This window comes from Luteibacter sp. UNCMF331Sha3.1 (assembly GCF_900109915.1).
Taxonomy (GTDB): domain Bacteria; phylum Pseudomonadota; class Gammaproteobacteria; order Xanthomonadales; family Rhodanobacteraceae; genus Luteibacter.
This window is the reverse complement of record NZ_FOBU01000002.1, coordinates 376,780-403,200: the sequence shown is the minus strand read 5'-3', so window position 1 is coordinate 403,200 and position 26,421 is coordinate 376,780. Positions and strand designations below refer to the sequence as shown.

22 protein-coding genes and 1 pseudogene are annotated in these 26,421 nt (G+C 67.3%); 6 read left to right on the top strand and 17 right to left on the bottom strand.

Annotated elements, in window-relative coordinates; all coding sequences use genetic code 11:
- Positions 1–460 precede the first annotated feature (460 nt).
- Both BMX32_RS10180 and BMX32_RS10175 read right to left on the bottom strand, forming a co-directional pair.
- Positions 461–1,555, bottom strand: coding sequence for an OmpA family protein (locus tag BMX32_RS10180; RefSeq protein WP_089978254.1), 1,095 nt, complete (start codon positions 1,553–1,555; stop codon positions 461–463).
- A gap of 196 nt (positions 1,556–1,751) precedes the next feature.
- A complete protein-coding gene (locus BMX32_RS10175; protein ID WP_089978249.1) occupies positions 1,752–3,203 on the bottom strand; it encodes a bifunctional 2-methylcitrate dehydratase/aconitate hydratase in 1,452 nt (483 codons plus the stop codon).
- 297 nt (positions 3,204–3,500) lie between these two features.
- Between BMX32_RS10175 and BMX32_RS10170 the strand changes: the two genes are divergently transcribed.
- Positions 3,501–4,181, top strand: coding sequence for a TerC family protein (locus tag BMX32_RS10170; RefSeq protein WP_089978246.1), 681 nt, complete (start codon positions 3,501–3,503; stop codon positions 4,179–4,181).
- 75 nt (positions 4,182–4,256) lie between these two features.
- Here BMX32_RS10170 and BMX32_RS10165 read toward each other — a convergent pair whose 3' ends face one another.
- The 6 genes from BMX32_RS10165 to BMX32_RS18650 form a co-directional block, all read right to left on the bottom strand.
- The gene (locus BMX32_RS10165) at positions 4,257–5,114 is read right to left on the bottom strand and encodes an outer membrane protein (protein ID WP_244511493.1); all 858 of its coding nucleotides are present in this window, start codon (positions 5,112–5,114) and stop codon (positions 4,257–4,259) included.
- 239 nt (positions 5,115–5,353) lie between these two features.
- Positions 5,354–6,745, bottom strand: coding sequence for a coiled-coil domain-containing protein (locus BMX32_RS10160; RefSeq protein WP_211664203.1), 1,392 nt, complete (start codon positions 6,743–6,745; stop codon positions 5,354–5,356).
- A gap of 3 nt (positions 6,746–6,748) precedes the next feature.
- A complete protein-coding gene (locus BMX32_RS10155) occupies positions 6,749–7,357 on the bottom strand; it encodes a hypothetical protein (protein ID WP_139206708.1) in 609 nt (202 codons plus the stop codon).
- Positions 7,354–8,037 carry a C39 family peptidase gene (locus tag BMX32_RS10150; protein ID WP_089978240.1) on the bottom strand — a complete coding sequence of 228 codons (684 nt, stop codon included), beginning with the start codon at positions 8,035–8,037 and terminating at the stop codon, positions 7,354–7,356. The genes BMX32_RS10155 and BMX32_RS10150 overlap by 4 nt, the downstream gene beginning before the upstream one ends.
- Positions 8,034–8,393 carry a hypothetical protein gene (locus BMX32_RS10145; RefSeq protein WP_089978237.1) on the bottom strand — a complete coding sequence of 120 codons (360 nt, stop codon included), beginning with the start codon at positions 8,391–8,393 and terminating at the stop codon, positions 8,034–8,036. The genes BMX32_RS10150 and BMX32_RS10145 overlap by 4 nt, the downstream gene beginning before the upstream one ends.
- Positions 8,394–8,480: 87 nt before the next feature.
- Positions 8,481–9,404 (bottom strand): hypothetical protein, encoded by a 924-nt coding sequence (locus tag BMX32_RS18650; protein WP_170843625.1) that lies wholly within the window; start codon positions 9,402–9,404, stop codon positions 8,481–8,483.
- Positions 9,405–9,747: 343 nt separating this feature from the next.
- On the opposite strand from BMX32_RS18650, the gene BMX32_RS10130 reads away from it, so the two are divergent.
- Complete coding sequence (locus tag BMX32_RS10130; RefSeq protein WP_089978228.1) at positions 9,748–11,766, top strand: NADPH-dependent 2,4-dienoyl-CoA reductase; 2,019 nt, start codon at positions 9,748–9,750, stop codon at positions 11,764–11,766.
- Positions 11,767–11,810: 44 nt separating this feature from the next.
- On the opposite strand, the gene prpC is transcribed toward BMX32_RS10130, so the two are convergent.
- The 4 genes from prpC to BMX32_RS10110 form a co-directional block, all read right to left on the bottom strand.
- Positions 11,811–12,959: a bifunctional 2-methylcitrate synthase/citrate synthase gene (prpC, locus tag BMX32_RS10125; protein ID WP_089978224.1), complete on the bottom strand. Its 1,149-nt coding sequence runs from the start codon at positions 12,957–12,959 to the stop codon at positions 11,811–11,813.
- Between the two features lie 12 nt (positions 12,960–12,971).
- Positions 12,972–13,859 carry a methylisocitrate lyase gene (gene prpB / locus BMX32_RS10120; protein ID WP_089978220.1) on the bottom strand — a complete coding sequence of 296 codons (888 nt, stop codon included), beginning with the start codon at positions 13,857–13,859 and terminating at the stop codon, positions 12,972–12,974.
- Positions 13,860–14,034: 175 nt separating this feature from the next.
- Complete coding sequence (gene prpE / locus BMX32_RS10115) at positions 14,035–15,939, bottom strand: propionate--CoA ligase (RefSeq protein ID WP_089978216.1); 1,905 nt, start codon at positions 15,937–15,939, stop codon at positions 14,035–14,037.
- 49 nt (positions 15,940–15,988) lie between these two features.
- Positions 15,989–17,587: an alpha/beta hydrolase gene (locus BMX32_RS10110; RefSeq protein ID WP_089978214.1), complete on the bottom strand. Its 1,599-nt coding sequence runs from the start codon at positions 17,585–17,587 to the stop codon at positions 15,989–15,991.
- A gap of 78 nt (positions 17,588–17,665) precedes the next feature.
- Here BMX32_RS10110 and BMX32_RS10105 point away from each other — a divergent pair, with 78 nt between their 5' ends.
- The 3 genes from BMX32_RS10105 to BMX32_RS10095 are packed head-to-tail and all read left to right on the top strand — an operon-like array spanning position 17,666 to position 20,245.
- On the top strand, positions 17,666–18,445 hold the full coding sequence (locus tag BMX32_RS10105; protein WP_089978209.1) for a phosphatase PAP2 family protein: 780 nt from the start codon (positions 17,666–17,668) through the stop codon (positions 18,443–18,445).
- A gap of 40 nt (positions 18,446–18,485) precedes the next feature.
- A complete protein-coding gene (locus BMX32_RS10100) occupies positions 18,486–19,430 on the top strand; it encodes a diacylglycerol/lipid kinase family protein (RefSeq protein ID WP_089978206.1) in 945 nt (314 codons plus the stop codon).
- A 2-nt stretch (positions 19,431–19,432) separates the two neighbouring features.
- A complete protein-coding gene (locus tag BMX32_RS10095; RefSeq protein WP_244511552.1) occupies positions 19,433–20,245 on the top strand; it encodes a metallophosphoesterase family protein in 813 nt (270 codons plus the stop codon).
- Between the two features lie 105 nt (positions 20,246–20,350).
- Here BMX32_RS10095 and BMX32_RS10090 read toward each other — a convergent pair whose 3' ends face one another.
- A complete protein-coding gene (locus BMX32_RS10090) occupies positions 20,351–21,157 on the bottom strand; it encodes an SDR family oxidoreductase (RefSeq protein WP_089978197.1) in 807 nt (268 codons plus the stop codon).
- A gap of 56 nt (positions 21,158–21,213) precedes the next feature.
- A complete protein-coding gene (locus BMX32_RS10085) occupies positions 21,214–22,773 on the bottom strand; it encodes a POT-type proton-dependent oligopeptide transporter (RefSeq protein ID WP_089978194.1) in 1,560 nt (519 codons plus the stop codon).
- A 100-nt stretch (positions 22,774–22,873) separates the two neighbouring features.
- Here BMX32_RS10085 and BMX32_RS10080 point away from each other — a divergent pair, with 100 nt between their 5' ends.
- On the top strand, positions 22,874–23,905 hold the full coding sequence (locus tag BMX32_RS10080) for an oxidoreductase (protein ID WP_089978191.1): 1,032 nt from the start codon (positions 22,874–22,876) through the stop codon (positions 23,903–23,905).
- Between the two features lie 75 nt (positions 23,906–23,980).
- Here BMX32_RS10080 and BMX32_RS10075 read toward each other — a convergent pair whose 3' ends face one another.
- From BMX32_RS10075 to BMX32_RS10060, 3 genes and pseudogenes are all read right to left on the bottom strand, one after another.
- Complete coding sequence (locus tag BMX32_RS10075; RefSeq protein ID WP_089978187.1) at positions 23,981–24,841, bottom strand: sulfurtransferase; 861 nt, start codon at positions 24,839–24,841, stop codon at positions 23,981–23,983.
- Positions 24,835–25,643: pseudogene (locus tag BMX32_RS10070) on the bottom strand (CoA pyrophosphatase). The gene BMX32_RS10075 and the pseudogene BMX32_RS10070 overlap by 7 nt, the downstream one beginning before the upstream one ends.
- 32 nt (positions 25,644–25,675) lie before the next feature.
- Entirely contained in the window at positions 25,676–26,395 is a 720-nt protein-coding gene (locus BMX32_RS10060) for an FKBP-type peptidyl-prolyl cis-trans isomerase (RefSeq protein WP_089978177.1), read from the bottom strand.
- Positions 26,396–26,421: the final 26 nt, after the last annotated feature.

Below are 26,421 nucleotides of genomic sequence, written 5' to 3'. Positions count from 1 at the left end.
AGGCCGCTCCCACACGAGCTCGCCGCTATAGCGGCTCCTACACAGCCGCTTGCCTCGCGGATTGGCAGAGCCGTCGGCCGCCGCCCTCGGCGCGACTTGCGGAACCGAGCGCGGCGAGCGGATCAGGCCCGCAGGGGGCCGGCCCGGACGGCCGGCCGTTTTCGTCGAGGCAGGAGCCGAGTCGAAAACCCCCGCTCGCCGCGCGGGCGCGCAGGGGCGTCAGCCATAAGACACGGCCGCGCAGCGGCAGCCTTTCCCAAGCGACGGTGAAGCCCGGAGCGCCGAGGGCGGTGGTCGACGGCTCTTCGCGACAGCGCAAACCGAACGCGATGGCGCAAGCCGAGCCGGCCCATACGCGCGCAGGTACGCCTACATGCACGTACAGACGCTTTCACGCACGCACAAAAAAAGAGCCCGGCTTTCGCCGGGCTCTTTTATCTTGCTACCGATACTTCGCGGATTACTGCTCGACCTGCAGTTCCGTGCGACGGTTACGAGCGCGGCCTTCGGCCGTGTCGTTCGTGTCGATCGGGTTGTTCTCGCCGTGGCCGATCGGGCCTTCCAGGCGATCGGCACCGATGCCGTGCGAGGTCAGGTAGTCGTACACGATCTTGGCGCGACGCTCGGACAGCGACTGGTTGTACGCGTCCTTACCCACGCTATCCGTGTAACCGGCAACCGTGACCTTGACCTGCGGGTAACGCTGCAGGGTGTCGACAGCCTGGTCGAGGACGCCCAGCGATTCGCTGGTCGGCTCCTGCAGGGTCGGTCCGATGTTCGTCTCGCCCTTCTTCGGACGGTCGAACTTGAAGTTGACGCCGCGCAGGTCGATGACGACCTTCTGCGGGCAACCATCCGGGCCGACAATCGTGCCAGCCGGCGTGGCCGGGCACTTGTCGTCGCAATCGTTCACGCCGTCGCCGTCGCTGTCGAGCGTCGAGCAGTCCGGAGCGGCCGGAGCCGGAGCAGCGGCCGGAGCCGGAGCTGCCGGCGGCTCGCCGAAGCGCGAGACGATCGAGAAGCCGAGGAACCAGTCGCCGTAGCCGTTCTCGCTGTCGTTGGTCTTGTCGTCCCAATCGTAGCGATAGCCGGCTTCGACGCGGAAGTCGGAGCTGTCGGTGATGGTCTTCGACACGCCGACGCCGAGCTCGGCGGCCGGGGACCAGCCGTTGTCGGCCGGGTTGTGGTGGTACGAGCCCATCACGCCAGCGAGCAGGTACGGACGCCAGCTGTCCCACGCACCAGCGTAGAAGCGGGCGGCAACGCCGTAGCTGTTGTTCGACCAGTGGCCGGTGCCATCGTTATCACGCTTGGTGCGATCGGCGAAGATGTCGATCGAAGCGTTGTTGGAGATGAACTTGCCAACGCCCAGGCCGTAGTAAACCTGGCGGCTGTTCGTGTGGCGGTCCGTATCGTTGTAGTAACCGCCAACCGTCGGGGCGATGTACCAGCGGCCGTCGTAGCCGTTACCCGACGTGTCGGATTCCTGCGCGTGAACGGCACCCACGCCGCCCAGGGCCAAGCCAATCAGCAAAAACAAGCCCTTACGTTTCATCGGTGTCTCCTCATTATTGGTATTCGCGTCCGCGCTCCACCCCAGACGGAAATCGCGCGTAGAACTCTTATCGAATCCGGGGACTTCAGCCGTCCCTCGCTTTGATACCCCTTCAACGGGCGGCGGCAGTTTAGCAAAAATCAAACAATTGAGCACCTGCTAAAAACCGCCGTTCATACTTGAGTCACGGCCATTATCAAGCCGTGAAGAGCGTCATGAACTCGTGAATGGGCATGGCGTCGAGCTTTTCGGGCGACGAAGTGACCGCCAGGACCTTCTCGACCCGCTCTGCGGGCCACTCGGCGCGCAGGGCAGCCTCGAATTTCTTCAGCAGCACGGGAATGCCCTCGGCACGGCGATTGCGGTGACCGATCGGGAAATCGATCGAGACCTTTTCGGTCGAGGAGCCGTCCTTGAAGAACACCTGCACCGAGTTTCCGATGTAGCGCTTTTCCGGGTCGAAATAATCCTTCGTGAATTGCTTGTTCTCGACCACCGTCATTTTGTCGCGCAGCGCGTCGATACGCGGGTCGGCAGCCACCGAGTCGTTGTAATCGTCGGCCGTCAGGCGACCGAAAATGAGGGGGACGGCCACCATGTACTGGATGCAGTGGTCGCGGTCGGCGTAGTTGGCCAGGGGGCCCGTCTTGTCGATGATGCGGACGCCGGCTTCCTGGGTCTCGATGACGATCTTCTCGATCTCGTCGATGCGCGGACCGACCTGGGCATGCAGCTGCATGGCGCACTCCACCGCCGTCTGGGCGTGGAACTCGGCCGGGAAGCTGATCTTGAACAGCACGTTTTCCATCACGTAGCTGCCGAACGGACGCTCGAACTCGAACGCGTTGCCCTTGAAGGCCACGTCGTAATAGCCCCAGGTCTTGGCCGACAGTGCCGAAGGGTAGCCGACCACGTTGCGGTAGACGGCGTTGATGGCGTGCGTCACGGCGCGGCGGCAGGCGTCGCCGGCGGCCCAGCTCTTGCGCGGACCGGTGTTCGGGGCATGGCGGTACGTACGCAGGGCGCCGTTGTCGATCCAGCTGTGCGAAACGGCCGTGGTGATCTGCTCCTTGCCACCGCCCAGCATCGCCGTGGTGACGGCCGTGGACGCGAGGCGAACGAGGATCACGTGGTCCTGGCCGACGCGGTTGAAGCTGTTCTTCAGCGCGTAGCAGCCCTGGATCTCGTGCGCCTTGATCGCATAACCGAGCACGTCGCGGACGGTCAGGGCCTTGCCACCCTCCTTGACTGCCTTGCGGGACAGGTAATCGGCCACGGAAAGGATGGCGCCGAGGTTGTCGGACGGGTGGCCCCACTCGGCGGCGAGCCAGGTGTCGTTGAAGTCGAGGTAACGGATCTGCGTGCCGATGGCGAACGCGGCCTGCACCGGATCGAGCTCGTGCGAGGTGAACGGCACACGCACGCCGTCCTGCATGACGGCGCCCGGAACGACGGGACCGAGGTGCTTCACGCAATCCGGGAACTTCATCGCCAGCGCCGAGCAGGCGAGCGAGTCGAGGAGCATGTAGCGCGCGGTGTCGTAGGCCTCCTGCGAGTCGATCTGGTAATCGGCCACGTAGTTGGCGATGTCCACCAGCGGCTGGTCCGGATCGGGACGCGTGGCGGAACGGATGTCGTGTGCGCTCATGGACTTCACTCGCGAGGGGTTGGGAAAGCCGGGCATTTTAGCCGGTGACCCCCGGGGGATGTCTTGCCGCGGTGCATCCCAACAGGGACAATGCGCCCCACTACACACCCGAAGGGGAGTAGTTCCGCGGCGGCCGCTTTCGGTGCCGCGCGTGTCGATCGTCAGTACGGCCGCCTCACGCGGTCCGGTCGTCGCGGTGGCTTCGCGCCAGGAACGAGACTTTTGCGGTGACGACGGGGGCGCGTACCCGTCGCCGCCGCATTGGTCCGACCACAGCGCGCGAAGGACCCCGACACCATGGATTTCCTCACCACCGAGTTCCTCTCTGGCCTCGCGGCCATCATCCTCCTGGACCTCGTCCTGGCGGGCGACAACGCGATCGTGATCGCGCTGGCCGCGCGCAACCTGCCCCGCCACCTGCAGAAGAAGGCCGTGTTCTGGGGCACCTTCGGCGCGATCGCGATCCGCATTCTGCTGACGTTCGCGGTGATCTGGCTGCTGAAGCTTCCGGGCCTGATGCTGGCCGGCGGCCTGCTGCTGCTCCCCATCGCGTGGAAGTTGCTCAAGCACGAGGAACACGATCCTGACATCAGCGCCGCGTCGGGCTTCTGGTCGGCGATCCGCACCATCGTGGTGGCCGACGCCCTGATGGGCCTCGACAACGTCCTGGCGATTGCCGGGGCGGCGAAGGGCCACATGGGTCTCGTCGTGCTCGGCCTCGCCATCAGCGTGCCGCTGGTGGTCTGGGGTTCCACTCTGATCCTGCGGCTGATCGAGCGCTTCCCCATCATCGTCTACATCGGCGCGGGTGCCATCGCGTGGACGGCCGCCCGCATGATCGCGCACGACCACCTCGTCGCGCCCTGGTTCGACGCGCGCCCGTGGGCGCCGTGGGTCCTTGACGTGGTGCTGGTGGCGGGCATCTGTGGCGGCGGCTGGCTGTGGGCCCGCCGGAGCCGGCGCAAGGCGATCGCATAAGAAAGGCCGCCTTTCGGCGGCCCGTGGATCCCCCCTGGCTGACGACCGGCATGCGCCGGTCGTCGACCATTCGGATCAGAAGCGGAAGCGCACGTAGGCCGCGGGGCCGTTGAGCTTCATGTCCAGGTCGAGGTCGTAGCGGCTCTTGTCCTGGTGCAGGTCGATCTTCGTGTACGCGTATTCCGCGCCGAAACCGACGTTCTCCCACGGGAACCACTCGACGCCGACCGCACCGTCCCAGATGTGGCCGTTGAGCGAGCCACCGTTCTTCTTCACGCCCGACGCGTTGACGTACATGCGCCACTGGTCGTTGAACGCGTGGCGCCAGCCGAGCTGGAGATTGGGCGCCCAGGCGTTCGTGTCGCTGGAGGAGCCCGACGACTGCGTCTGGCCGAGGGCCGACACCGAGCCGTAGATGCTGGCTTCGACCTTGTAATACGCGGCACCGAGGCCGACGCCGAACACGTCGTTACCCGTACCGAACCACCACTTGTACGCGGCGCTGCCGAAGGTGAACTTCAGGTCGCCCTTGACGTAGGCGCTGGCCTGGATCGGGTTGCCGAGAAAGTTGATCTGCTCGTTGAGCGTGCGCGAGTTCGACCGGTCGACCTTGTAGTAGTCGAAGGCGAAGCCCTGGTGCTCGCCAATCAGGAAGTCGAGACGGACGCGCGGCACCGTCTTGTGCTTCTTGAAGTCGAGGTCGTCCTCGAGGTTCACGTCGCCGCTGGTGTTGAGAATGCCGGTCGTGGCGCCGATCGTGGTGTCGTTGTTGGTGTAATAACCGCCGACCCAGACGCTGATGTTGTCCAGCGCGGGCGACTGCGACTTCTTGTTGCTGCTGTCCTGCGCGTGCGCAGTGGCGCCGAACGCGGCGAGCGAGGCGATCGCGACGCTCGCGGCGAGTCGGGTGTGGCGGTGTGAACGTGAGCGCATGTGATGTTCCCTGCAAAGTTTGGTCGAAACCCCCACCTGAAATCTTAACGATCAAGTGTGTGTTCGATGTGTGCAGGGGAACTTCCGCGTGTTTGAAACGCGGACTGGTTCACGTTGGTGAAGATCGCGTAGTCTCGATATCCGTGTGGGAGCGCGCTTGCGCGCTAATGGGGGCTTGCCGCGAGCACGCGTTCGCGCGCGAGCGCGCTCCCACGGGGGGCTCCGGCACATCGCTCGGCCTAGAGTGTGATCGGGACACGTACCGTGATCGTGGTGTCCGGTGTGTCGCGCGTCACGCCGACACCGAGCGTGATGTTCAGCGTTTCCTTGTCGTTGAATCGGTACGAACCGCCGATGAGCAGCGACCCCAGCGTCGATCGCGCGGATCCGGGCAACGGGTGACCGTCCTGCGTGGTGCGGCTGACGAAGGCCTGGTCGTAGCCGATGCTGATCGACGCCTTCTCGTTGAGCGACAGGCCCATGCCGATGCTGATGTCGGCGATGTCGCCGGCTTTCACGTCGCCGAGGAACTGCTTGCCACCGCCGAGGATCGTGCGGCTGACGTTCTTGCGCTCGAAGTTACGCAGATAACTCAGGTTGCCGAAGAAGACCACCGGGTCGGACGGATAGAGCCACGTCACGCCAAGCTGCGCCGAGTAGAAACCGGAACCGGTCGGACTGCGCAGCGGCAGGCCGGTGCCGGTGAAGCTCTCGATGCAACGCGTCACGCAGTCGGTCGTCACCTCGAACGGATCGCGACCGGTGCGCGACTTGGCGCGGAACCAGCCGATGTAATACGGCTTGTCCGGGCCGCCGTCGTTGATCTGGTAACGCAACGTGGCCTCGACATCGCCGATGCCCTTTCCGCTGGTGGTGAACAGGCGGTCGGTGGCGGTGCCGGTGAAGATCTCGCGGCTGATCGTGTCCGTGTGGTTGTCGACGTAAGGAATCCTGACTTCCAGCTCCATGCGATTGGTGAGCCCGTAGCGGAACGCCACCGCACCGGTCTGCGTCGTCTGCTTCACCTGACGCACGTCCACCAGGCCGATCAGGATCGCGGGCACCACCGTGTAACCGACCAGCGCCACGCGGTCGCTCGACGAGTAGCCGTACTGATACGACGGCTCCACGATGAGCTTGCCGCGCGGTGTGAGCACGCCCGGCTGGTCGAAGATGGGTGCGACCTCGGGCGGCCGTTCGTCCGTTTCCGGTCGACGCCCCACCGGCTGCGTGGCGACCACGGGCTGCGCCACGGGTGCCTGCGGGCTGGTCGGCGGCGGTGCGCCTGCCGTGTCCTGCGTCGCCGGCGCCTGCGCGCGCGGATCGGCGAGCTCGCCGGCCGCGCCTCGTGCCTCCTCCAGCGCGTTCAGTCCGACGGCACGACGAAGGTCGTTGTACTGGAGTTCCTGCGACGCCAGCTCGCGCTTCATCTGCTCGAGTTCGGCGAGCTGCTCCGCCATGCGCGTTCGCATCGCGTCGATGCGCCTGCCCTGCGCGTCGATCTTTTCGCGCAGGGCCGGATCGACGCTGGATTCCTGCGCCAGGCACGCGCCGATCCACAGCGGAAGCACCGCGAGCGCCAGGGCGCCCACGCACGATTTAGCCTGCATCACCCTGCCATTGCGATACATGCGTTAGTTCCCCCGGAACTGGATCACCGCGTCCCGGATCGACTCCGAGACCCTCAGGTTCTGCAACATGGTGGCCGTGTTGACCGACGCGTCGATCGTCGTGGTGGCCGTGATCACCTGGTTGTCGAGCGCGTTCTGCACGACCAGGCCGGGCAACCCCGCCGACGGGATGGACGTGACGACCGGCGCGGTCGCCGCCGCGGCACCGACCGGTGCCGTCGCCGTGGCGGCGTTACCGACCACGCCGTTCGCCGCCGACGCGACCGCGGCTTCGTTCGCCGTGGGCGGCGTCGTGACCGTCGGCCCGCTCACCATGCCGTTGGCGATGAACGTCGTGCGCATCGCGTTCTGCAACGCGGTCGCCTGATCCGCCGTCATGCTGGCGATGTCGGGCACGCTGATCGTGGTGCGCATCGCCTCCATGCCGTTGATCAGCACCGTGCGCTGCAACGCGAAAGACGCCTTGAGGTTGTCGCCGAAATCGAAACCGCCGCGGATGCGGTCGAGTTGCGCGTCGGTGACGCTCCGGTTGACGGGAAAATCGGCCGCCTGCACCGAGGCGCACGCGCCTCCCGCAAGCAACGCGACGGTCAATAGTATTCGGGTACTCATATGTCCCCCGGACCGCGTTTGGGCATGACGATCGGGCCCAGTCCATTACGCTCGATGCCCTCGGAAATGGGCGCCGCGGGAGCGACGGCCCAGTCGCGCGGGCTGTTGAAGATCGCGCGGTCGCGTTCGTTGTGGATGACGAAGACGAGGCGATTGGTCCATAGCGCGTCGAACCGGCGCCTGGACATCGCACGTGTGCCGCGGGCGGGATCGCCGATCAGCACGCGGCCCTTCTTGTAGCCTTTGACGACGACGAAATGGTGGTAGCCACGCTCGTTGATGAGCACGATGGCCGGCACGCCTTCGGCGTCCAGTCGCTCCAGCGGCACCTCGAAACCGTCCGCCTCGAAACCGCGCGACGCGAGGAAACGCTTGATGTCGAGCAGCGAGAAACCTTCCTTGCCGATCTTCGCCTGGTCGCCGTTCCTGTACATGATGTCGAACGCGGACTGCTCGTCGATGGGGTCGCCGTACTGGTACGTCAGCAACGTGGCGACCGCGGCGGAGCCGCAGCTGAAGTCGTACTTCTGCCGCACCGTGTTGCGGAAACGCGCCTCCTTGAGGCTCGTCATCCTCACGGGATACGACGTGCCCGGGCTCGTCTGCACCTCGACCTTCATCGCCGGCGCGGCGGGTGCCGCGACGAGCAACGCGAGGGCCAGGGCGCAGGCGACCTTCATGGGTTCATCCGGAGGTTCACGATCGTGGCGTTCTGGATGATCACGTTGTTGCCACTGTTCTGGATGACGGTGGGAATGCCGGACGCGTTGCTCAGCGCATCGCTCGAAATGATGTTCGTGCCCGTGACGTTCCGCTTGGCATCCGCCTCGCTCATCGTGGCGTTCAGCGTGTTGTTGTTGTGGGTGGTGTCGCTTCCACCCGTCATGACACCGAGCGTCTCGACCGATGCCGGCTGGCCGAACGTCGTCGGCTGCGATGGTTGCGGCGGGGTCGCGGCGAACGCGGCTCCTCCACAGAAAGCGGCGATCGCGACGATCGCTGCCTGGCGTACCCGTTGTCTGGAAAACTGCGGCATCTGGGTGTCCTCGTGGTCCTGACGATTCCCTGCGGTCACCACGGGGCGCGATGGCGCCCCGTGGCTCCTGTTGCCGAGCACCCGGATTTACGGGTTGATGTTCGCCTGGACGGTGATGCCGACCTGGTTCAGGGCGGATCCGACGTTCGCGATCGAGGTCGTGATACCGGCCGCACCCGCGCCGCCGCTCAAGGTGTTGGCCACCATCAACGAACCCGCGTTCGCCGACGCCGTGCCACCCGAACCGCCGGCGCCACCGGCCGCACCGGAACCCGAACCGCCGGTGCCGGACGCACCCGCGCCGCCCGCGCCGCCCGCGCCGCCAGCCGCCATGGCCGTGCCGCCCGCGCCGCCCGTGCTCGTCGCTGTACCCGACGTGCCGGTGCCCGCACCGGCCGAACCGGCGCCACCCGTGCTGGTGCTCGCCCCGCCCGTGCTGGCCGTCGCGCCGCCCGTCGCCGTATCGGCGCCCGCGCCACGTGCCCGACCGTCGCCACCGTCGCCGGAAGCATCGCCACCGTCGCCGTAGGCGCTACCGCCGCGCGCACCACTCCAGCCGCTGCCGTCGCCCGACGAGGCCGAGGCGTCGCCGCCCACCGCGCCACGCGCGTGTGCGTTTCCGCCGTCGCCGCCGGAGCCGCCATGGCCGCCGTAGCCCTTGGCGCCATATCCGTCACCGCCCGCTCCGCCGCGTGCTCCATTGGCGTCGCCACGGTTCCAGGCCGTGTTTCCCATCGTCGAGCTGACGTCGCTGACGGTGCCGCTCAATGTCGTGTTCGCCGCCACGTTCGTGGTGTTGAACGAGCCGGTCGTCGTCTTCGAGTGTGTGGAGCTGTCGGCCCACGAACGGGTCGAGCTATCGGTGTACGTCGAGCTATCGGAATACTGCACGGCCATCGAGTGGCGCTGTGCGGTGGCACCGGCGGCGCCGGTCTGTGTGTCGTCGGCCATTGCCGGCAGCGAAAGTCCGGTAGCGAGGCAGATCGCCGTGGCGATAAGAGTCTTACGCATGGGAGAGTCTCCTGGTTTGCATATGCATGAACATGAGCTTCGCGAACCCCTGTTTCTCTTGCCGACCGCCACGTCCTGCCAACGCGCCGGGTTAAAGAGCGGAGCAAATTGCGTGCCTTTGTCCGCTTTTGCGCAGAGTCGCGTCGCGGCGCGGGTTTGCGGGCGGCATCGGGTTCAACGGGATCGCCGCCGTGTAACGGGTGCGATACACGCCGTAACGACCTTGCGGCGGCGCTGTGATGGTTGCCTTGGCGGGTAATGGCCGGACCCGTGCTGCGTCCGCCCTTGCTCCCGCGCCCGGTTGCGACGATCATTCGAACGATCGTTTGAACCGGAGCCGTCCGTGGCCTACCCGCACCTGCTCGCCCCGCTCGACCTGGGCTTCACCACCCTGAACAATCGCGTGCTCATGGGCTCCATGCACACAGGCCTCGAGGACAAGGCGGCGGACTACGACAAACTCGCCGCGTTCTTCGCCGAGCGCTCGCGTGGCGGCGTCGGTCTGATCGTCACCGGCGGCATCGCACCGAGCATTCGCGGCTGGCTGAAGCCGATGTCGGGCACCCTGTCGATGCCCTGGCACGTGGGCAGGCACCGTAAGGTCACGCGCGCCGTGCACGCGGAGGGCGGCAAGATCTGCATGCAGATCTTGCATGCGGGGCGCTACGCGTATCAGCCGCTTTCGGTCGCGCCGTCGCGCATCAAGTCACCGATCACGCCGTTCACGCCGAAGGCCCTTTCCTCGCGCGGCGTGGAGCGTACGATCGACGATTTCGTGCGCAGCGCGAAGCTCGCGCGCGATGCCGGCTACGACGGCGTCGAGGTGATGGGCTCCGAGGGCTACCTGATCAACCAGTTCCTCACCGCCCGCACCAACCGGCGCACGGATCGCTGGGGTGGCACGGCCGAGCATCGCATGCGGTTCCCGGTGGAGATCGTGCGGCGCATGCGCGAGGCCGTCGGGCCCGATTTCATCATCGTCTACCGTCTCTCGATGCTCGACCTCGTGGACGAAGCGCAGTCGTGGACCGACATCGTGACGCTGGCGAAGGCGATCGAAGCCGCCGGCGCGACGATCATCAACACCGGCATCGGCTGGCACGAGGCACGCATCCCCACCATCGTCACCAGCGTGCCTCGCGGCGCGTTCACCTGGGTCACGCGGCGGATGAAGGGCGAGGTGTCGATTCCGCTCGTCACCACCAACCGCATCAACATGCCGGATGTGGCGGAGCGCATCCTCGCGCAGGGCGACGCGGACATGGTGTCGATGGCGCGTCCCCTCCTCGCCGATCCCGAATGGGTGAACAAGGCGCGCGCCGCGCGGCCCGAGGCGATCAACACCTGCATCGCCTGCAACCAGGCATGCCTCGATCACGTGTTCGCGAACCGTCGCGCCTCGTGCCTCGTCAACCCACGGGCCTGTCACGAGACCGAACTGGTGATCGCGCCGGCCACCGCGAAGAAGCGCGTGGCCGTCGTCGGCGCCGGACCCGCCGGACTGGCCGCGTCCACCACGCTGGCCGAACGCGGGCACGAGGTGACGCTCTTCGATCGTGCCGCGGTCATCGGCGGCCAGTTCAACATGGCCAAGCGCATCCCGGGCAAGGAAGAGTTCCACGAGACCCTGCGCTACTTCGACCATCGCCTCGACGCCACCGGCGTGCGACGCCGCCTCGGCACCGAGGCCAGCGCGGAATCGCTCGCCGGCGACGGGTTCGACACCGTCATCCTCGCCACCGGCGTGCTGCCCCGCCTGCTCGACCTGCCCGGTGCGGACCACCCCAAGGTGCTGAGCTATCTCGACGTCCTGCACGGCAACGCTGCTGTCGGCGCGAGGGTGGCGGTGATCGGCGCGGGTGGCATCGGCTTCGACGTGGCCGAGTTCCTCACCGAGGCGACCCCCTCCCCCACGACCGACGTCGCGCGCTGGACGAAGGAATGGGGTGTGGACATGACGATGGCCACGCCGGGCGGATTGATGCCCGCGACGCCGGAAAAACCCGAGCGACAGGTGTGGTTGCTCCAGCGCAGCCCCGGACGGCCGGGCGGCCGTCTGAACAAGACGTCGGGATGGGTGCATCGCGCCACGCTGAAGAACAAGCGCGTGCAGATGCTCGGCGGCGTGACGTACGACCGGATCGACGATGCCGGCCTCCACGTGACGATCGACGGCACGGCACAGGTGCTCGACGTCGACCACGTGATCGTCTGCGCGGGCCAGGAGCCCAATCGCACGTTGCACGAGGCGCTGGTCGCGAAGGGTGTCGACGTACGCCTGGTGGGTGGCGCGGACGTCGCGGCGGAACTGGATGCGAAGCGCGCGATCGACAAGGCGACGCGGCTGGCTGCGACGATCTGAGCCATCGGTGGGAGCCAGCCTGCTGGCTCCCACCGGAAAGTGCCTCAGCGCTTCTCGATGGGCACGTACGTCTGGTCTTCCGGACCCGTGTAGTTCGCGCTCGGACGGATGATCTTGCCGTCCTGGCGCTGCTCGATGACGTGCGCGCTCCAGCCCGAGGTGCGCGCGATGACGAACAGCGGCGTGAACATCGCGGTCGGCACGCCCATCATGTGGTACGCCGATGCCGAGTACCAGTCGAGGTTCGGGAACATCTTCTTGAGCTCCCACATCAGCTTCTCGATCTTCTCGGAGACCTCGAAGAGGCGCGGGTTGCCGCCGTCGACGCACAGCTTGCGAGCGATTTCCTTGATGATCTCGTTGCGCGGATCGGACACCGTATACACCGGGTGGCCGAAGCCGATGATGATCTCCTTGCGCTCGACGCGTGCACGGATGTCGGCTTCCGCCTCGGCCGCGTCGCGATAGCGCGCGATGATCTCCATCGCCACTTCGTTCGCCCCGCCATGCTTCGGACCGCGCAGCGCACCGATGGCGCCCGTGATCGCGGAATACATGTCCGAGCCGGTACCCGCGATGACGCGCGCGGTGAAGGTGCTGGCGTTGAACTCGTGCTCGGCGTAGAGCACCAACGAGCGGTCGAGCGCGTGCGAGTGCAGTTCGCTCGGCTTGCGGCCGTGCAGCAGGTGCAGGAAGTGGCCGGCGATGGTGTCGTCGTCGGTTTCCGTTTCGATGCGCTTGCCGTTGTGGCTGAAGTGGTACCAGTACAGCAGCATCGACCCGAAGCTGGCCATCAGGCGGTCGGCGATGTCCCGCGCACCGGTGACGTTGTGGTCTTCCTTTTCCGGCAGCACGGTGCCGAGCATCGAAGCGCCCGTGCGCATCACGTCCATCGGGTGCGTGGCGGCCGGCAGCAGCTCGAGCGCGCCCTTCACCGGCGCGGGCAGACCTCGCAGGCGCTTCAGCTTCGCGCGGTAGGCGTTCAGCTCCACCCAGTTCGGGAGCACGCCATGGACGAGCAGGTAGGCGACTTCCTCGAACGAGCCCTTGGCGGCGAGATCGTGGATGTCGTAGCCGCGGTAGTGCAGGTCGTTGCCGCTGCGGCCGACCGTGCAGAGCGCGGTGTTGCCTGCGGCGACGCCGGACAGGGCGACGGATTTCTTCGCCTTCGGTGCGGTGGTGGTGTCGCTCATTGCTTAAGCTCCTTAACCCTTCTTGGAGAACAGTTCGTCGAGGTGGCTTTCGTAAGCGTGGTAACCGATGCGGTCGTAGAGCTCCTCGCGGGTCTGCATCGTGTCGATGACGTTACGCTGGTGACCGTCGCGACGGATGGCGGTGTAGACGTTCTCCGCGGCCTTGTTCATGGCTCGGAACGCGGACAGCGGATACAGGACGATGCCGACGCCGACGCTGCCGAGCTCTTCGGTGCTGAACAGCGGCGTCTGGCCGAATTCGGTGATGTTGGCGAGGATGGGCACTTTCACCGCATCGACGAAGCGCTTGTACGTCGGCAGGTCGTACGCGGCCTCCGCGAAGATCGCATCGGCGCCCGCTTCGACGCAGGCGATGGCGCGCTCGATCGCGGCGTCCACGCCGTCCACGGCGATCGCGTCGGTGCGCGCGATGAGGAAGAAATCGGGATCGGTCTTCGCGTCGGCCGCCGCCTTGACGCGGTCGGCCATCTCGCCGACGCCGACGATTTCCTTGCCGGGACGATGGCCGCAACGCTTGGCGCCGACCTGGTCTTCGATGTGGCATGCGCCAGCGCCGAACTTGATGAGGCTCTTCACCGTGCGTGCGATGTTGAACGCGCTCGGTCCGAAGCCCGTATCGATGTCGACCAGCAACGGCAGGTCGCACACGTCGGTGATGCGCCGTACATCCGTCAGCACGTCGTCGAGCGTGTTGATGCCGAGGTCCGGCAGGCCGAGCGATCCAGCGGCCACGCCACCGCCCGACAGGTAGATGGCACGGAAGCCAGCCCGCTTCGCCAGCAGCGCGTGGTTGGCGTTGATCGCACCGATGACCTGCAGCGGCCGTTCGGCCGCGAGGGCGGCGCGGAAACGCGCGCCGGCCGAGGGTTGCTGTGCCATGGAACTCTCCGCATAAAGAGCGCCATTTTAGCGCGGGGCGGTGTTTACCGGTTGTTGCGGTGCGGCTAAGCCGCTCCGTGGGCTTTCGCCAGCAGGCTGGCTCCCGCCCTTTGGTAGGCGGCAGCGATTGGCAGGAGGCTGCATACCGGAGGCTGGGAACCAGCCTGCCGGCGATTCACGCTCGCGGAGAACCGCAATCGGGCCCGCGCTCGATCGCCTCGCGCACGGCGTCGAGCGCGCCGGGATCGTCGAGCGTCGACAGGTCGCCCGGATCGGTGCCCTGCATGAGTGCCTGCAACGACCGTCGCAGCAACTTGCCGGAGCGCGTCTTCGGCAACGCGGCGACGACATAGACGCAGGCTGGCCGCGCGAGGGCGCCCAGCAGTTCCACCACCCGCCGCTCCATGGCCTGCGCGACGTCGCGCGGGTCGTCGGTGACGCCCTGCTTCAGCGTGGCGAACACCGCGGGCACCTGGCCCTTCAGGTCGTCGACGATGCCGACGACGGCCACCTCGGCGACGGCGCCGAGGCTGGCGACGGATTCTTCGATCTCGCGCGTGCCGAGTCGATGCCCGGCCACGTTGATGACGTCGTCGGTGCGGCCGAGGATGAAGAAATAGCCTTCGGCGTCCCGCACGGCCCAGTCGAGCGAGCTGTACAGGCACTCCCTGAAATGCCCGAAGTAGCTGCGCCGGTAGCGTTCGTCGTCGCGCCAGATCGTCGTGAGGCAGCCCGGCGGCAACGGCGGCTCGATCACGAGCACGCCCTTCTCGCCCGGCGGTTTCTCCACGCCCGTCGTCTCGTCGATGACTCGCATCCGGTAGCCGAACGTGGGGAAACCCGGCGAACCCGGCCTCACCGGTTTCAGGTCCAGCCCCGGCATCAGCGACAACGCCGGCCAGCCGGTCTCGGTCTGCCAGTAATTGTCGATGACGGTCTTGCCCGTGCCCGTGGAGAGCCAGTCGTACGTCGGCCGGTCCAGCGGTTCGCCGGCGAGGAAGATCCATTTCAGCGCGGAAAGGTCGTAGCGCGACAGCCACGCCGCGTCCTGTTTCTTCAGCAGGCGGATCGCCGTCGGCGAGGAGAACATCGTGCGCACGCCGTATGTCTCGCACAGCCGCCACCAGATGCCGGGATCGGGACCGGTGGGCACGCCTTCGTAGAGGATCGCCGTGCATCCGCCGATGAGCGGTCCGTAGACGTTGTACGAGTGCCCGACCGCCCAGCCCACGTCGGACGTGCACAGGATCGTCTGCCCGGGTCGCAGGTCGAAGATGGCGGTCATCGACAGCGCGAGCGCGACGGCGTGACCACCGACGTCGCGCTGCACACCCTTCGGCTTGCCGGTGGTTCCCGACGTGTAGAGCAGGTAGCTGGGCTCGTTGGATTCGAGCCATGCCACCGGCACCGAGGCATCGAGGTGCTGCGCGCGTAACGACGCGTAATCCACGTCGCGCCCCGGCTGCACGTGCATCGCGGGGTCGAGCCCGCGGTTCACGACGAGCACGTGCGCCGGCGGCGACTGGCTCTCGCGCAGCGCGGCGTCGACGAGCGGTTTATAGGGAATCGTCTTGCCGGCGCGCATGCCCGCGTCGGCGCACACGAGCAGCGCCGGCTCCGCGTCGTCGATGCGCAGCGCCAGGTTGTGCGCCGCGAAACCACCGAACACCACGGAATGGATCGCGCCGATGCGTGCGCAGGCGAGCATCGCGAACACGGCCTCCGCGACGTTGGGCATGTAGATCACGACGCGGTCGCCGCGGCCGACGCCGAGCGACACCATGATGGCCGCGAACGCGTTCACTTCCCGGTACAACTCGCGGTACGTGATCTCGCGCGTCTGGTTCGTTTCCGTCGATACCGCGACGATCGCGAGCTGATCGCCGCGTGCGTCGAGGTGCCGGTCGATCGCGTTGTGGCAGAGGTTGGTCGTGCCGCCGACGAACCAGCGCCGGAACGGCGGCGACGACGCATCGAGGATGCGCGCGGGCGGCGTATCCCAGTGGATGAGTCCCGCCTGTTCGCCCCAGAACCCCTCCGGGTCGTCGACCGAGCGGCGCCAGATGTCTTCGTAGGGCATGGGTGCGGTCTCCCTGGTCGTGCGATGAGACGGCGTGGTGGAAGCGGTCTTACCGCTTCTGCCCCGGCCGCGCCACGCCGTACATCTCCCACGCGATCTTCTTCAGCAGCGCCTGCCGATCCTCGCCCTCCGTGTACAGGTCGAAATGCGTCTTGCCGGGCAGGAAGCGGAAGTCGCTCTTCGCGTGCAATTCGTCGAGCGTCGCCTTGAACAGCTTCGCCGAACCGTCAAGGTAGAAGGTGTCGGCGGTTCCCACGATGAGGTGGATCTTGCCGTCGAGGTCAGGCTTGAGCGCCGGCCAGTTCGTGCGCACGCGCTGAGAAATGTCGTAGTGCTCGCGCCAGTACGCCGCCACGTCGGCATCGACCGCGCCGGTATCGCGATTGAACATCGGCTGCGGACGGCCGTCCTTCCCGCGCGGCGAGAATACCCATTCGAACGAGGCCAGCTGGCCACCGTAGGAACCGAGCACGCGCTCGAGCTTCGCGAACGTTTCGAAGGTGGCGATCACCTGGCCCTTGTCACGCACGAGCGGATTCGCGCTGCCGTCCGGCTTGCGATAGGCGTTGGCACCGGTCGCGTACAGGTCGATGCCCGTGAAGTCGTGGAAGTCGCTCGGATCGGGCGATGTGGACCACGTGCCGCCGAAGGTCTTCGGATACGCCGTCTGCAGCCACAACGTGGCCCAGCCGCCGGACGAGTGGCCATTGAGGAACCGGCCGCTGGCCTTGCCATCCATGCGATAGCGGCTTTCGAGCCACGGGATGTATTCGGCGATCAGCGCGTGTCCCCACGGCCCGTTGTTCACCGAGTCGGCGAATTCGTGCGTGCCGGTGGGCCCCGATTCGTCCAGCAGCACCCAGATCATCGGAGGCATGTCCTTCTTCGCCATCGCGGACCACAGGAACGCGACGTTGCCGGTGAAGCGATCAAACCCGCCACCGAAGCCGTGGGTGACGTACGCGACCGGGTACCGCGTGCTGCCGTTCGGATCGTAACCGGGCGGCGTCAGGACCCACGCACGGATCGACTGCGGACGACCGGTGAACGCGGTCAGCGACGGGCTCTGGAAGACCTCCGCGTGCGCATGCTTGCGCGCTTCGGGCACGGCGTCGCGCACCTCCTTCGGCGCCTGCGACGGCAGGTCCCAGGGGTCCTTCGCCGGCACGGTCTTCGTCAGTTTCAACACCGGCAGGCTGCCGCCTGGCGTGAGTTTCACCGGCGTCACCTCGCTGACCAGATCGCCGGCGTGACGCCCCGAGTAGTTGTAATCGTGGCCGACGTCGAGCACGGCCTGCACCAGGTAGTCGCCGGGCGGCAGAGACGAGAAGCCGGCCGGGAACGCTTCGCCGTCGGCATCGATGTCGACGGATTGCCCGGGCGCCATCCAGTCCACCTCCCGCCCGGCGACGGAAACCGCCTTCGGCTGGAACGGGTTGGTGTCGACCGACTCCATCTTGCCGTCCTTCGCGGCGGACGCGGGCGCGGCGAACAGGAGCAGCCGGCCGGACGTGCCCTTGTCCGTCGCGCCGTCGAGGGACACGCGGACGATACGGTGCGCCAGCGGCGCCTCGTCGGCCTGGGCGGCGAAGCCCACCGTGGTGAGGAGCGCGAGCGCGAGAACCGAGCGGACGGGCAGGTGCTTCATCGGGTGGATCCCCTTTTCGGGCCGCGGTCGCGGCGTGGCAACATGGTCGATCCTGCCACGAGTCGAGGAGCGAGCGAAATGGACGCGGACTGGATCAGCCGGCACGCCGTGACCCTGTGGGCGGTGCTGCTCGCCGCCGCACTCGCGGGTGCCGATGTCGCATGGCGTCGGGCCGTGCGACGTCGCGAGGGCCTGGATGCGGCCGCGCGGACCTTCCTGCGCCCCGTGACGGCGATGGCGGTCGTGGTGGCGATGCTCGCCATCGCCGCCGCCATCGCCGTGGAGGTTCGCGACGCCGCCGGCCTGACGGTCTTCGATGCCAACCTCGCGAGCGACCTGCGCGCGAACACGCCGCTCCCCGTGCTGCGTGCCATCGCGTGGCTCACGCACGCCGGCGATGCGTTGGTGCTCGGTATCGCGACGCTCGTGGTGTTCGTCGTCCTGCTCGTGCGCCGGCACCTGCGGCTCGCCATCACATGGATCGTGACGCTGGTGGGCACGGCGTCGATCAACACCGCTTTGAAGTCCTGGTTTCAGCGTGAGCGCCCGCTGCACGATCACGGGTACGTCGTGGAACACAGCTACAGCTTTCCGAGTGGCCACGCGTCCGGCTCGATGGTCTTCTACGGCATGCTCGGGTACGTGCTCCTCGTGCTCTGCCCGCCACGCTGGCATCGCACGATCGTGATCGCCGCCGTGGCGATGATTTCCATCGTCGGCGTCAGCCGCATCCTGCTCCAGGTGCATTACTTCAGCGACGTGATGGCGGGCTACGCCACGGGCCTGGCCTGGGTGACGCTCTGCGTGGGCAGCGCGGAGTACCTGCGCCTGCGGGAAGGACGCCGCGCCGGCCAGTAATTTCATGCGATCGTGACGGCGCGAATGGTTCCTTGTCGCGATGACCCCCTCATCTTTCGCCATCGTCATGAACGCCGGCTCCGGCAGCCGCGAGGCCGAAGCGGCCCGCGACGAGATCGCGTCGATCCTCGATGCCGCCGGTCGTCGGCATCGCTTCTTCCTCATCGACGGCAGCCGCGATATCAAGGACGTCGTGCGCGACGCCGCCGCACACGCGAAGGCCGAAGGTGGCGCCATCGTCGCCGCGGGTGGCGACGGCACCATCAACTGCGTCGCCGGTACGGCATGGGAAGAAGACCTCCCGATGGGCGTCCTGCCGCAGGGCACCTTCAACTTCTTCGGCCGCACGCACGGCATTCCCACGGAAACGCGCGAAGCGACCGAGGCGCTGCTCCGGGCCAGCCTCTGCGACGCGCAGATCGGCATGGTCAACGACCGCGTCTTCCTCGTGAACGCGAGCCTCGGCCTCTACCCGCAGGTGCTCGAAGATCGCGAGACATGGAAACAGCGGTTCGGTCGCCACCGCATCGTGGCGCTGTGGTCGGGGCTCGCGACGATGATGCGTGGCTACCGGCCCCTGCGCATCGAAGTCAGCGACGGCGAGCGGACCCGCGACCTGCGCACGCCGACGCTTTTCGTGGGCAACAACGCGTTGCAGCTCGAAAAGATCGGATTGCCGGAGGCCGACGATGTACGCCGCAACGACGGTGTCCTCGCCGGGTTGGTACTGAAACCGATCGGCCGCCTGACCATGCTCGGCCTGATCCTGCGCGGCGCGCTCGGCAAGCTCGGCGAGGCCGAGAACGCCGTGAGTTTTGCGTTCCGCGAGATCAAGGTCACGCCGAAGCGCCATCGTCACGCGATCAAGGTCGCCGTGGATGGCGAGATCGTCTGGCTGAAGCCGCCGATCGTGTTCCGCGCCGCCCCGCGACCGCTTCGGCTGCTGACCGACGGCGTGCGGCAGCCCGGGGAGGACCCGGGTTGAGCGTGATCGTCCAGATATCCGACCCGCACTTCGGCACGGAACGCCCCGACGTCGTGGAGGCGCTGCGCGACGCGATCGTCGCGATGCAGCCCGAACTCGTGATCCTGTCGGGCGACGTGACGCAGCGCGCGCGACGCTCGCAGTTCGAGGCGGCGCGGTGCTTCATCGACGCTTACGCGCGCCCTACCCTCGTGATTCCCGGGAATCACGACGTCCCGCTGCTCAATCTCTTCGCGCGCGCGTTCTCGCCTTTCGCCGAATACCGCCGCGTGTTTGGCGACGACCTCGAACCCGAGTTCGCCAGCGCCGATGTCCTCGCCATCGGCGTCAACACGGTGCGCCCCGCCCGCCACAAGAACGGCGAAGTCTCCGATGCGCAGATCGAACGCGTGGCGCGTCGACTGCGCGATGCCGACGATGCGCAGCTACGCATCGTCGTGACGCATCAACCGGTGCACGTCATCCGCGACAAGGACATCGAAAACCTGCTGATCAACCGAGAGGCCGCCATCGCCGCATGGGCCGCCTCCGGCGCCGACCTCGTGCTCGGTGGGCACATCCACCTGCCCTACGTCCGTCCGCTGAACAACGAGACGCGCCGTCTCGCGAGCGAGCTATGGTCCGTACAGGCAGGCACCGCGCTGTCGACGCGCATCCGCGAAGGCATCAGCAATTCGTTCCATGTGCTGCATCACGATCCGGCGCAAGATCGGTCGGTCTGCGTCGTCGAGCAATGGGATTACGACGAGGCGGCGAAGCGCTTCGTGGCAGGTGCGAGAACCTCGGTGCCGCTGGAACGATATACATCCCGGTAACGGGTCAGCTTTCCTGTGGGAGCGCGCTCGCGCGCGATGGGTGCTTGTCGCGAGCACCCATCGCGCGCGAGCGCGCTCCCGCAGGCGCCTGATCGCATGCCGGCATCAGACGTAGTGCATCTTCCGTGTGACACCACCATCCAACGTGATGTTCTCACCCGTGATGAAACCCGCCTGCGACGACAGCAGGAACACCGCCAGCGCGCCGATGTCCGGGGGCACGCCGACACGGCCGACGGGGTGTTGCGCATGGTCGGCGGCGGTCAGCTTCGGCTTGCGCCTTGCGGAAGGTTTCTTCCAGTCGTCGACCGCGATCCATCCGGGATTGATCGCGTTGACGCGCACCGGGCCGGCGCTGATGGCCAGCGCATGGGTAAAGGCCACGATGCCACCCTTGCTCGCCGCGTAGGCTTCCGTGTCGGGTTCGGACTGGTGCGCGCGCGACGAGGCGATGTTGACGATCGCGCCGTTCGCCCTCTTCAGCGCCGGCAGCGCGTGCTTGCAGCAGAGGAAGACACCGCCGAGATTGGTGTCGATGCGACGTTTCCACTCGCTCCAGTCGAGCGTTTCGAGCGGCCCGGTGACAGGATCCGCGATGCCCGCGTTGTTCACCAGTCCGTCGATGCGACCGAAGCGACGCAGCGCGCCGTCGACGAAGCGCTTCACGCTCGCCTCTTTCGACACATCGAGCACCAGGAACGCGGCGCGTTCCGGCACGTTCCACTCGTCGAGGCAGGCCTTGCCGGCCTCCGCGTCGAGGTCGCCGATCAGCACGCTACCACCCGCCGCCAGCACGGCCTCGGCAATGCCCTTGCCGATACCCTGCGCACCGCCGGTGACGAGGACGACCTTGCCCGGCCACTCGCCGATGGCAGCGGCTGGAATGGGCGATGCGTGTCTGGGCGAGACCATGGTGTGACTCCGGTGGGCGACACGAGGATGGTCCGCACGACGCCGTGGAGGAAACGTCACGCGGGTCGGTAATAGGCCACTTCGCGGTAACGCCGCGCATAGAGGCCGAACGCGAGCGCCGCCAGTCCCGCGAACGCCGCGAAGAAGAACATCTGGAACGCCGTGGTCCCTAGCCCGGTACCCGCGATGCCGGCGAGCACGGCGTCGTTGCGGACGCCGGCGTTGGCGAGCAGCACCCAGAGATTGCCCACGGTCACGCTCAGGGTCCAGAAGCTCATCAACGTGCCTTTCATGGACGGCGGCGCCTGGCTGTACGCGAACTCGAGCCCGGTGGCCGACACCAGCACCTCGCCCATAGTGAGGAACACGTAGGGCAATAGCTGCCAGAAGACCGACACCGCGTCGCCGCCATCGATGGCGAGCTGGATCGCGCCCACGATCACCCACGCGACGGCCGCGAGCGCGATACCCGTCGTCATCCGCCGCAGCGCGGTCGGCTCGATACCGAAGCGTCGCAGCAACGGATACACGACGAGGTTGTTGAACGGGATGAGGATGAGCACGAGCGCGGGATTGACTGCCTGCATCTGCGCCGGGTGCAACCAGTCGGGTACGACCATCGCGTTCGCCTGCAGCACCCACGTCGAGGCTTTCTGGTCGAAGAGCGACCAGAACGGCGTGACCAGCGCGAAAACGACCAGCACGCGAAGCACGACCGCGACGGCATCGATCGCTTCGTGCGGGTGCGCGCCCCGCGCGCGATCGAGCTGCATGCGCGCGCCGATACCCACGCCGCCGAGCACGCACACGAAAGCGAGGCAGAACGCGGCGACGACGCCCAGCGACGGCGTCAACGCCAGCGCGCCTGCCGCCAGCACGACCGACAGCGCGGCCACGACGAGGCCCGGACGGCCCTGCCCCGGCGCGTGCGCGAGCAGCGCGGTGCGGACGACCTTGAGAAAACCGTGTGGATCGGCAAGCGTCGGAGGCACCATGACGTAGTGCTTGCGACCGCTCCAGAACACGAGCGTCGCGACGAACATGAGCGCGCCGGGAATGCCGAAGGCGACGGCCGCGCCGTAGTGCCGCAGGAAATACGGCATGAGCAGCGAGGCGAAGAACGAGCCGACGTTGATCATCCAGTAGAACGCGTCGAACACGATCTTCGCGAGCTTGCGATTGCTTTCGTCGAACTGGTCGCCGACGAACGCCGATACACAGGGTTTGATGCCGCCCGCCCCGAGCGCGATCAGCGCCAGCCCGGTGTAGAAGCCCGCCACGCTGTGCTCGAAGATCGCGAGGCAGGCGTGGCCCACGCAGTAGAGCAGGCTCAGCCAGAGCACGGTGTTGTACTTGCCGAACCAGCGATCCGCCAGCCAGCCGCCCAGCAACGGGAAGAAATAGACCCCGATGACGAAGGTATGGAAGACGTCCTTCGCGGCGCCCGGCCGGTCGGCCTCGGGCAGGTACATCAGCAGCGACGTGACGAGGAACGGCGTGAGGATGTTGCGCATGCCGTAGAAGCTGAAGCGTTCGCAGCCCTCGTTGCCCACGATGTAGGGGATCTGGCGGGGTAGCCGCGCGGGTCGGGAAGCGTCGATGTCGATGGCGGTCATGCGGTACCGGAGGGCGGAGGCGTCGGAACCGCACGATCCTAAACGAAACGATCAGGCCCGCCGCGCTACGCTTCGTGTCATGTCCCCTGTCGGAACGACCATGCAACCGATCCCCACCGGCCTCATCGGCTATGGCACGGCGGGCGCCGTCTTCCATGCGCCCCTGATCGCCGCGGCCACCGGACTGCGCCTGACAGCCATCGGCAGCCGGCGCGCCGAGGCCATCGAGCGCGACTTTCCCGAAGCGAAGGCTTACGAAAATCCTCAATCCCTGCTCGCCGACCCCGCGATCGAGCTCGTGGTGATCGCCACGCCGAACGACAGTCACGCCGCCCTCGCGCGCGAGGCATTGCAGGCGGGCAAGCACGTGGTGGTCGACAAGCCGTTCACGCTGGAGGCTGCGGAGGCCGAGGCGCTGATCGCGCTGGCCGATCGCGTCGGTCGCAGGATCACGGTGTTCCAGAACCGTCGCTGGGACAACGACTTCCTCACCGTGCGGCGCATGGTCGAGGACGGCCGGCTTGGCGAGGTGGCTTACTACGAGGCGCACTTCGACCGGTTCCGCCCGGAGATCAAGCAAGGCTGGCGCGAGACGGAGACGCCCGGATCCGGCCTGCTCTACGACCTGGGCGCGCATCTGATCGATCAGGCGATCGTCCTGTTCGGCATGCCCCGCGCGGTGACGGCGGACGTGACGCGCCAGCGCGCCGCCGCGAAAGCGGACGATTATTTCCACCTCGTGCTCGACTACGGCACGCGACGCGCCGTGCTACATGCGTCGGTGCTCGTGCGCGACCCTGGCCCGCGTTACCTGGTGCACGGCGACGGCGGCAGTTTCGTGAAATACGGCATCGACGGCCAGGAAGCCGCGCTGCGCGAAGGCGGCCGTCCGGGTGGTGCCGGCTGGGGCGAGGATGCGCCGGCCCTGTTCGGGCGCTTCACCGACGTCGACGGGACGGTGGCGACCATCGACACGTTGCCGGGCCGCTACACCGCGTTCTACGACGGCGTGGCCGCGGCGATTCGCGACGGTGCGCCGCTACCGGTCGACCCACGCGAGGCTCGCGATGTGATCCGGGTGATCGAGGCGGCGCAGGTGAGCGCGCGTGACCGCCGTACCGTAGTTCTCTGATCGGGTGGGAGCCAGCCTGCTGGCGATGGGTGCTCGCGGCGAGCACCCATCGCCAGCAGGCTGGCTCCCACCGGATCAGTGATCGCCGGTGGCCACGCCGCGCGACGGGTCGCTGATCCAGCCGCTCCACGACGGTGCGTAGAGACGCGAGCCACACAGACCCGCGTGCTCCATCGCGAGCAGGTTGTGGCACGCGGTGACGCCGGAACCGCACATGTGCACGACGTCTTCCGGATCGTGCGGTCCGATGATGCCGCGGAAGCCGAGGCATAGCTCTTCCTTCGTGCGGAACAGTCCCCCGGCATCGAGGTTGTCGCCGAACGGGCGGTTCCGTGCGCCGGGAACATGCCCCGCCACCGGATCCAGTGGCTCGACCTCGCCGTTGTAACGAGGCGCGGCACGCGCGTCGATGAGTAACATCCGGCCGGACGCGACGCCCTCCGCGAGTTCGTCGGCATGCACGGTGCCGGCGTCGTCGAAGACGACGTGCACGGCGGTCGGCGCGCGCACCGGAAGCGCGGCGTCGACAGGAAGACCGGCCGCGACCCACGCCGGCCATCCGCCATCGAGCACGGCGACGTTGTCGAGGCCGGCGAGGCGCGCGAGCCACCAGAATCTCGCCGCCGCGAGCGCGCCGCCCGCGGCGTCGTAGACGACGACCTGCAGGTCGGGCCGCCAGCCGGCTTTCGACAACCACGCGGAAAAGTCGCTCGCCGACGGCAGCGGATGTCTGCCACGACCGTTAGACGGCGTCGCCATGTCGGCGAGGTCGCGATCGAGATCGGCACGCACCGCGCCCGGGACGTGGGAGTGCGCATAGTCGCGATCGCCCTTGTCCGCCTGGGCGAGGTCGAAGCGTGCGTCGACGAACAGGACGTCGTCCTGCGGCAGGTCGGCCGCCAGGGCGACATCGATCAGCGTGCGCGAGATCAGCATGGGTGTCCCATCCGCTTCAGCAGGTTGAACAGGATGGCCGCCGTGACACCCCAGATACGGTAGCCCGCGTGGAGGAACTCGACCATGTCGCGGCGGTGGCCGCGGAAATCCATCGTGTAACGGCGCAGGTTCGCCGGTTCGAGGAAGAAGGCCAACGGCACTTCGAACACCTCGGCGACTTCGCCGGGATCGGGCTTGAGCACCGCGTCGGCGGAGACCCGCGCGACGACGGGGGTGACCGAATAGCCGCTGATCGTCTCGAACGCTTCGAGGAATCCGAGCGGCGTGACCATCGACGCGTCGAGACCGATCTCTTCGTGGCTTTCACGCAGCGCGGTCGCCACGACGTCGACGTCGTCGGGCTCCACACGGCCGCCAGGAAACGCGACCTGTCCGGCGTGTTGCTGGAGCGTGTCGGTGCGCAGCGTCAGCAGCACATTCTGTTCGCGATCGTCGCGGATACCGATCAGCACCGCGGCGTGACGCCTCGGCGTGTCGCCGATCAGCTGCGCCATGTCGTCGTGGTTCCAGCCACGCGGCCCCGGCGGCGCTTCCAGCGGAAGCAGCGCGCCACGCAACCGCGCGAGCGTGTCGTCGATCATTCGGACAGCGCCTCGCGCGCAGGCAGCACCTCGTCCATCAACCAGAGCTTCTGCGCGGTCGGCATCGTGGACCATCGCGCGATCTCGTCGCCCGTGCGCAGGCACCCCATGCACAGGCCGCGCGCGTCGAGGCGGCAGACGCCCGTGCAGGGCGAGAGCGGAAGGGAGGTGGAGGAAGGGATGGCCATACCGTCGGCCATTCTAGCGCGTCGGGGCGAGGCCCATGCGACGGCTACGGCCGGACGTCGACCAGCTCGATCTCGAACACGAGGGCTTCGTTCGGGCCGATGCGCGGCAGCTCGCCACGCTCGCCGTACGCCAGCGCCGGCGGGATCACGACCTTCCACCGGTCGCCCACGCGCATGCGGGGGATGACGTCCTGCCAGCCGGGAATGACGCGATTGACCGTGAACGTGACGGGCTTGCCGTGCGCGTACGAGCTGTCGAACTCCGTGCCGTCGATCAGCGCGCCGCGATAGTTGACCACGACGGTGCTGGTGACCTGCGCCTGGGGACCGTTGCCCTTGGCGAGCACGGCGTACTGGATGCCCGACGGTAGCGTGACCACCCCGGACCGCGTGCGATTGCGGGCGAGGAAATCGGCGCTGCGTTTCGCGTTCGCCGCTGCGACGCGGCGGAACTCGACCACGGAATCGCGCTGCACCTTCGCGTCGAAATTGACGAGCTGCTGCTGCATCGCGTCGACCGGCACGCCCGGCGGGCGCTTCGCGTAGCCGTCCTGCAGCGCCTTGACGAGTACGGCGATGTCGACATCCGGTTGCGCGCTGTTCGCGAACTGGGTGCCGATCTGGTAGCCGATGGCGTACGAAAGCCTGGTCTTGTCGATCGCCGGCGCGCCGGAGACCGGCGCCGCGGGCGCGTTCTGCGCCGACACGACACCTGCGAGAGGCGACAGCGCGGCGAGCATGACCAGGAAACGCAAAGGTGACATCCCGCTCTCCGTGAACCCGGAACTCT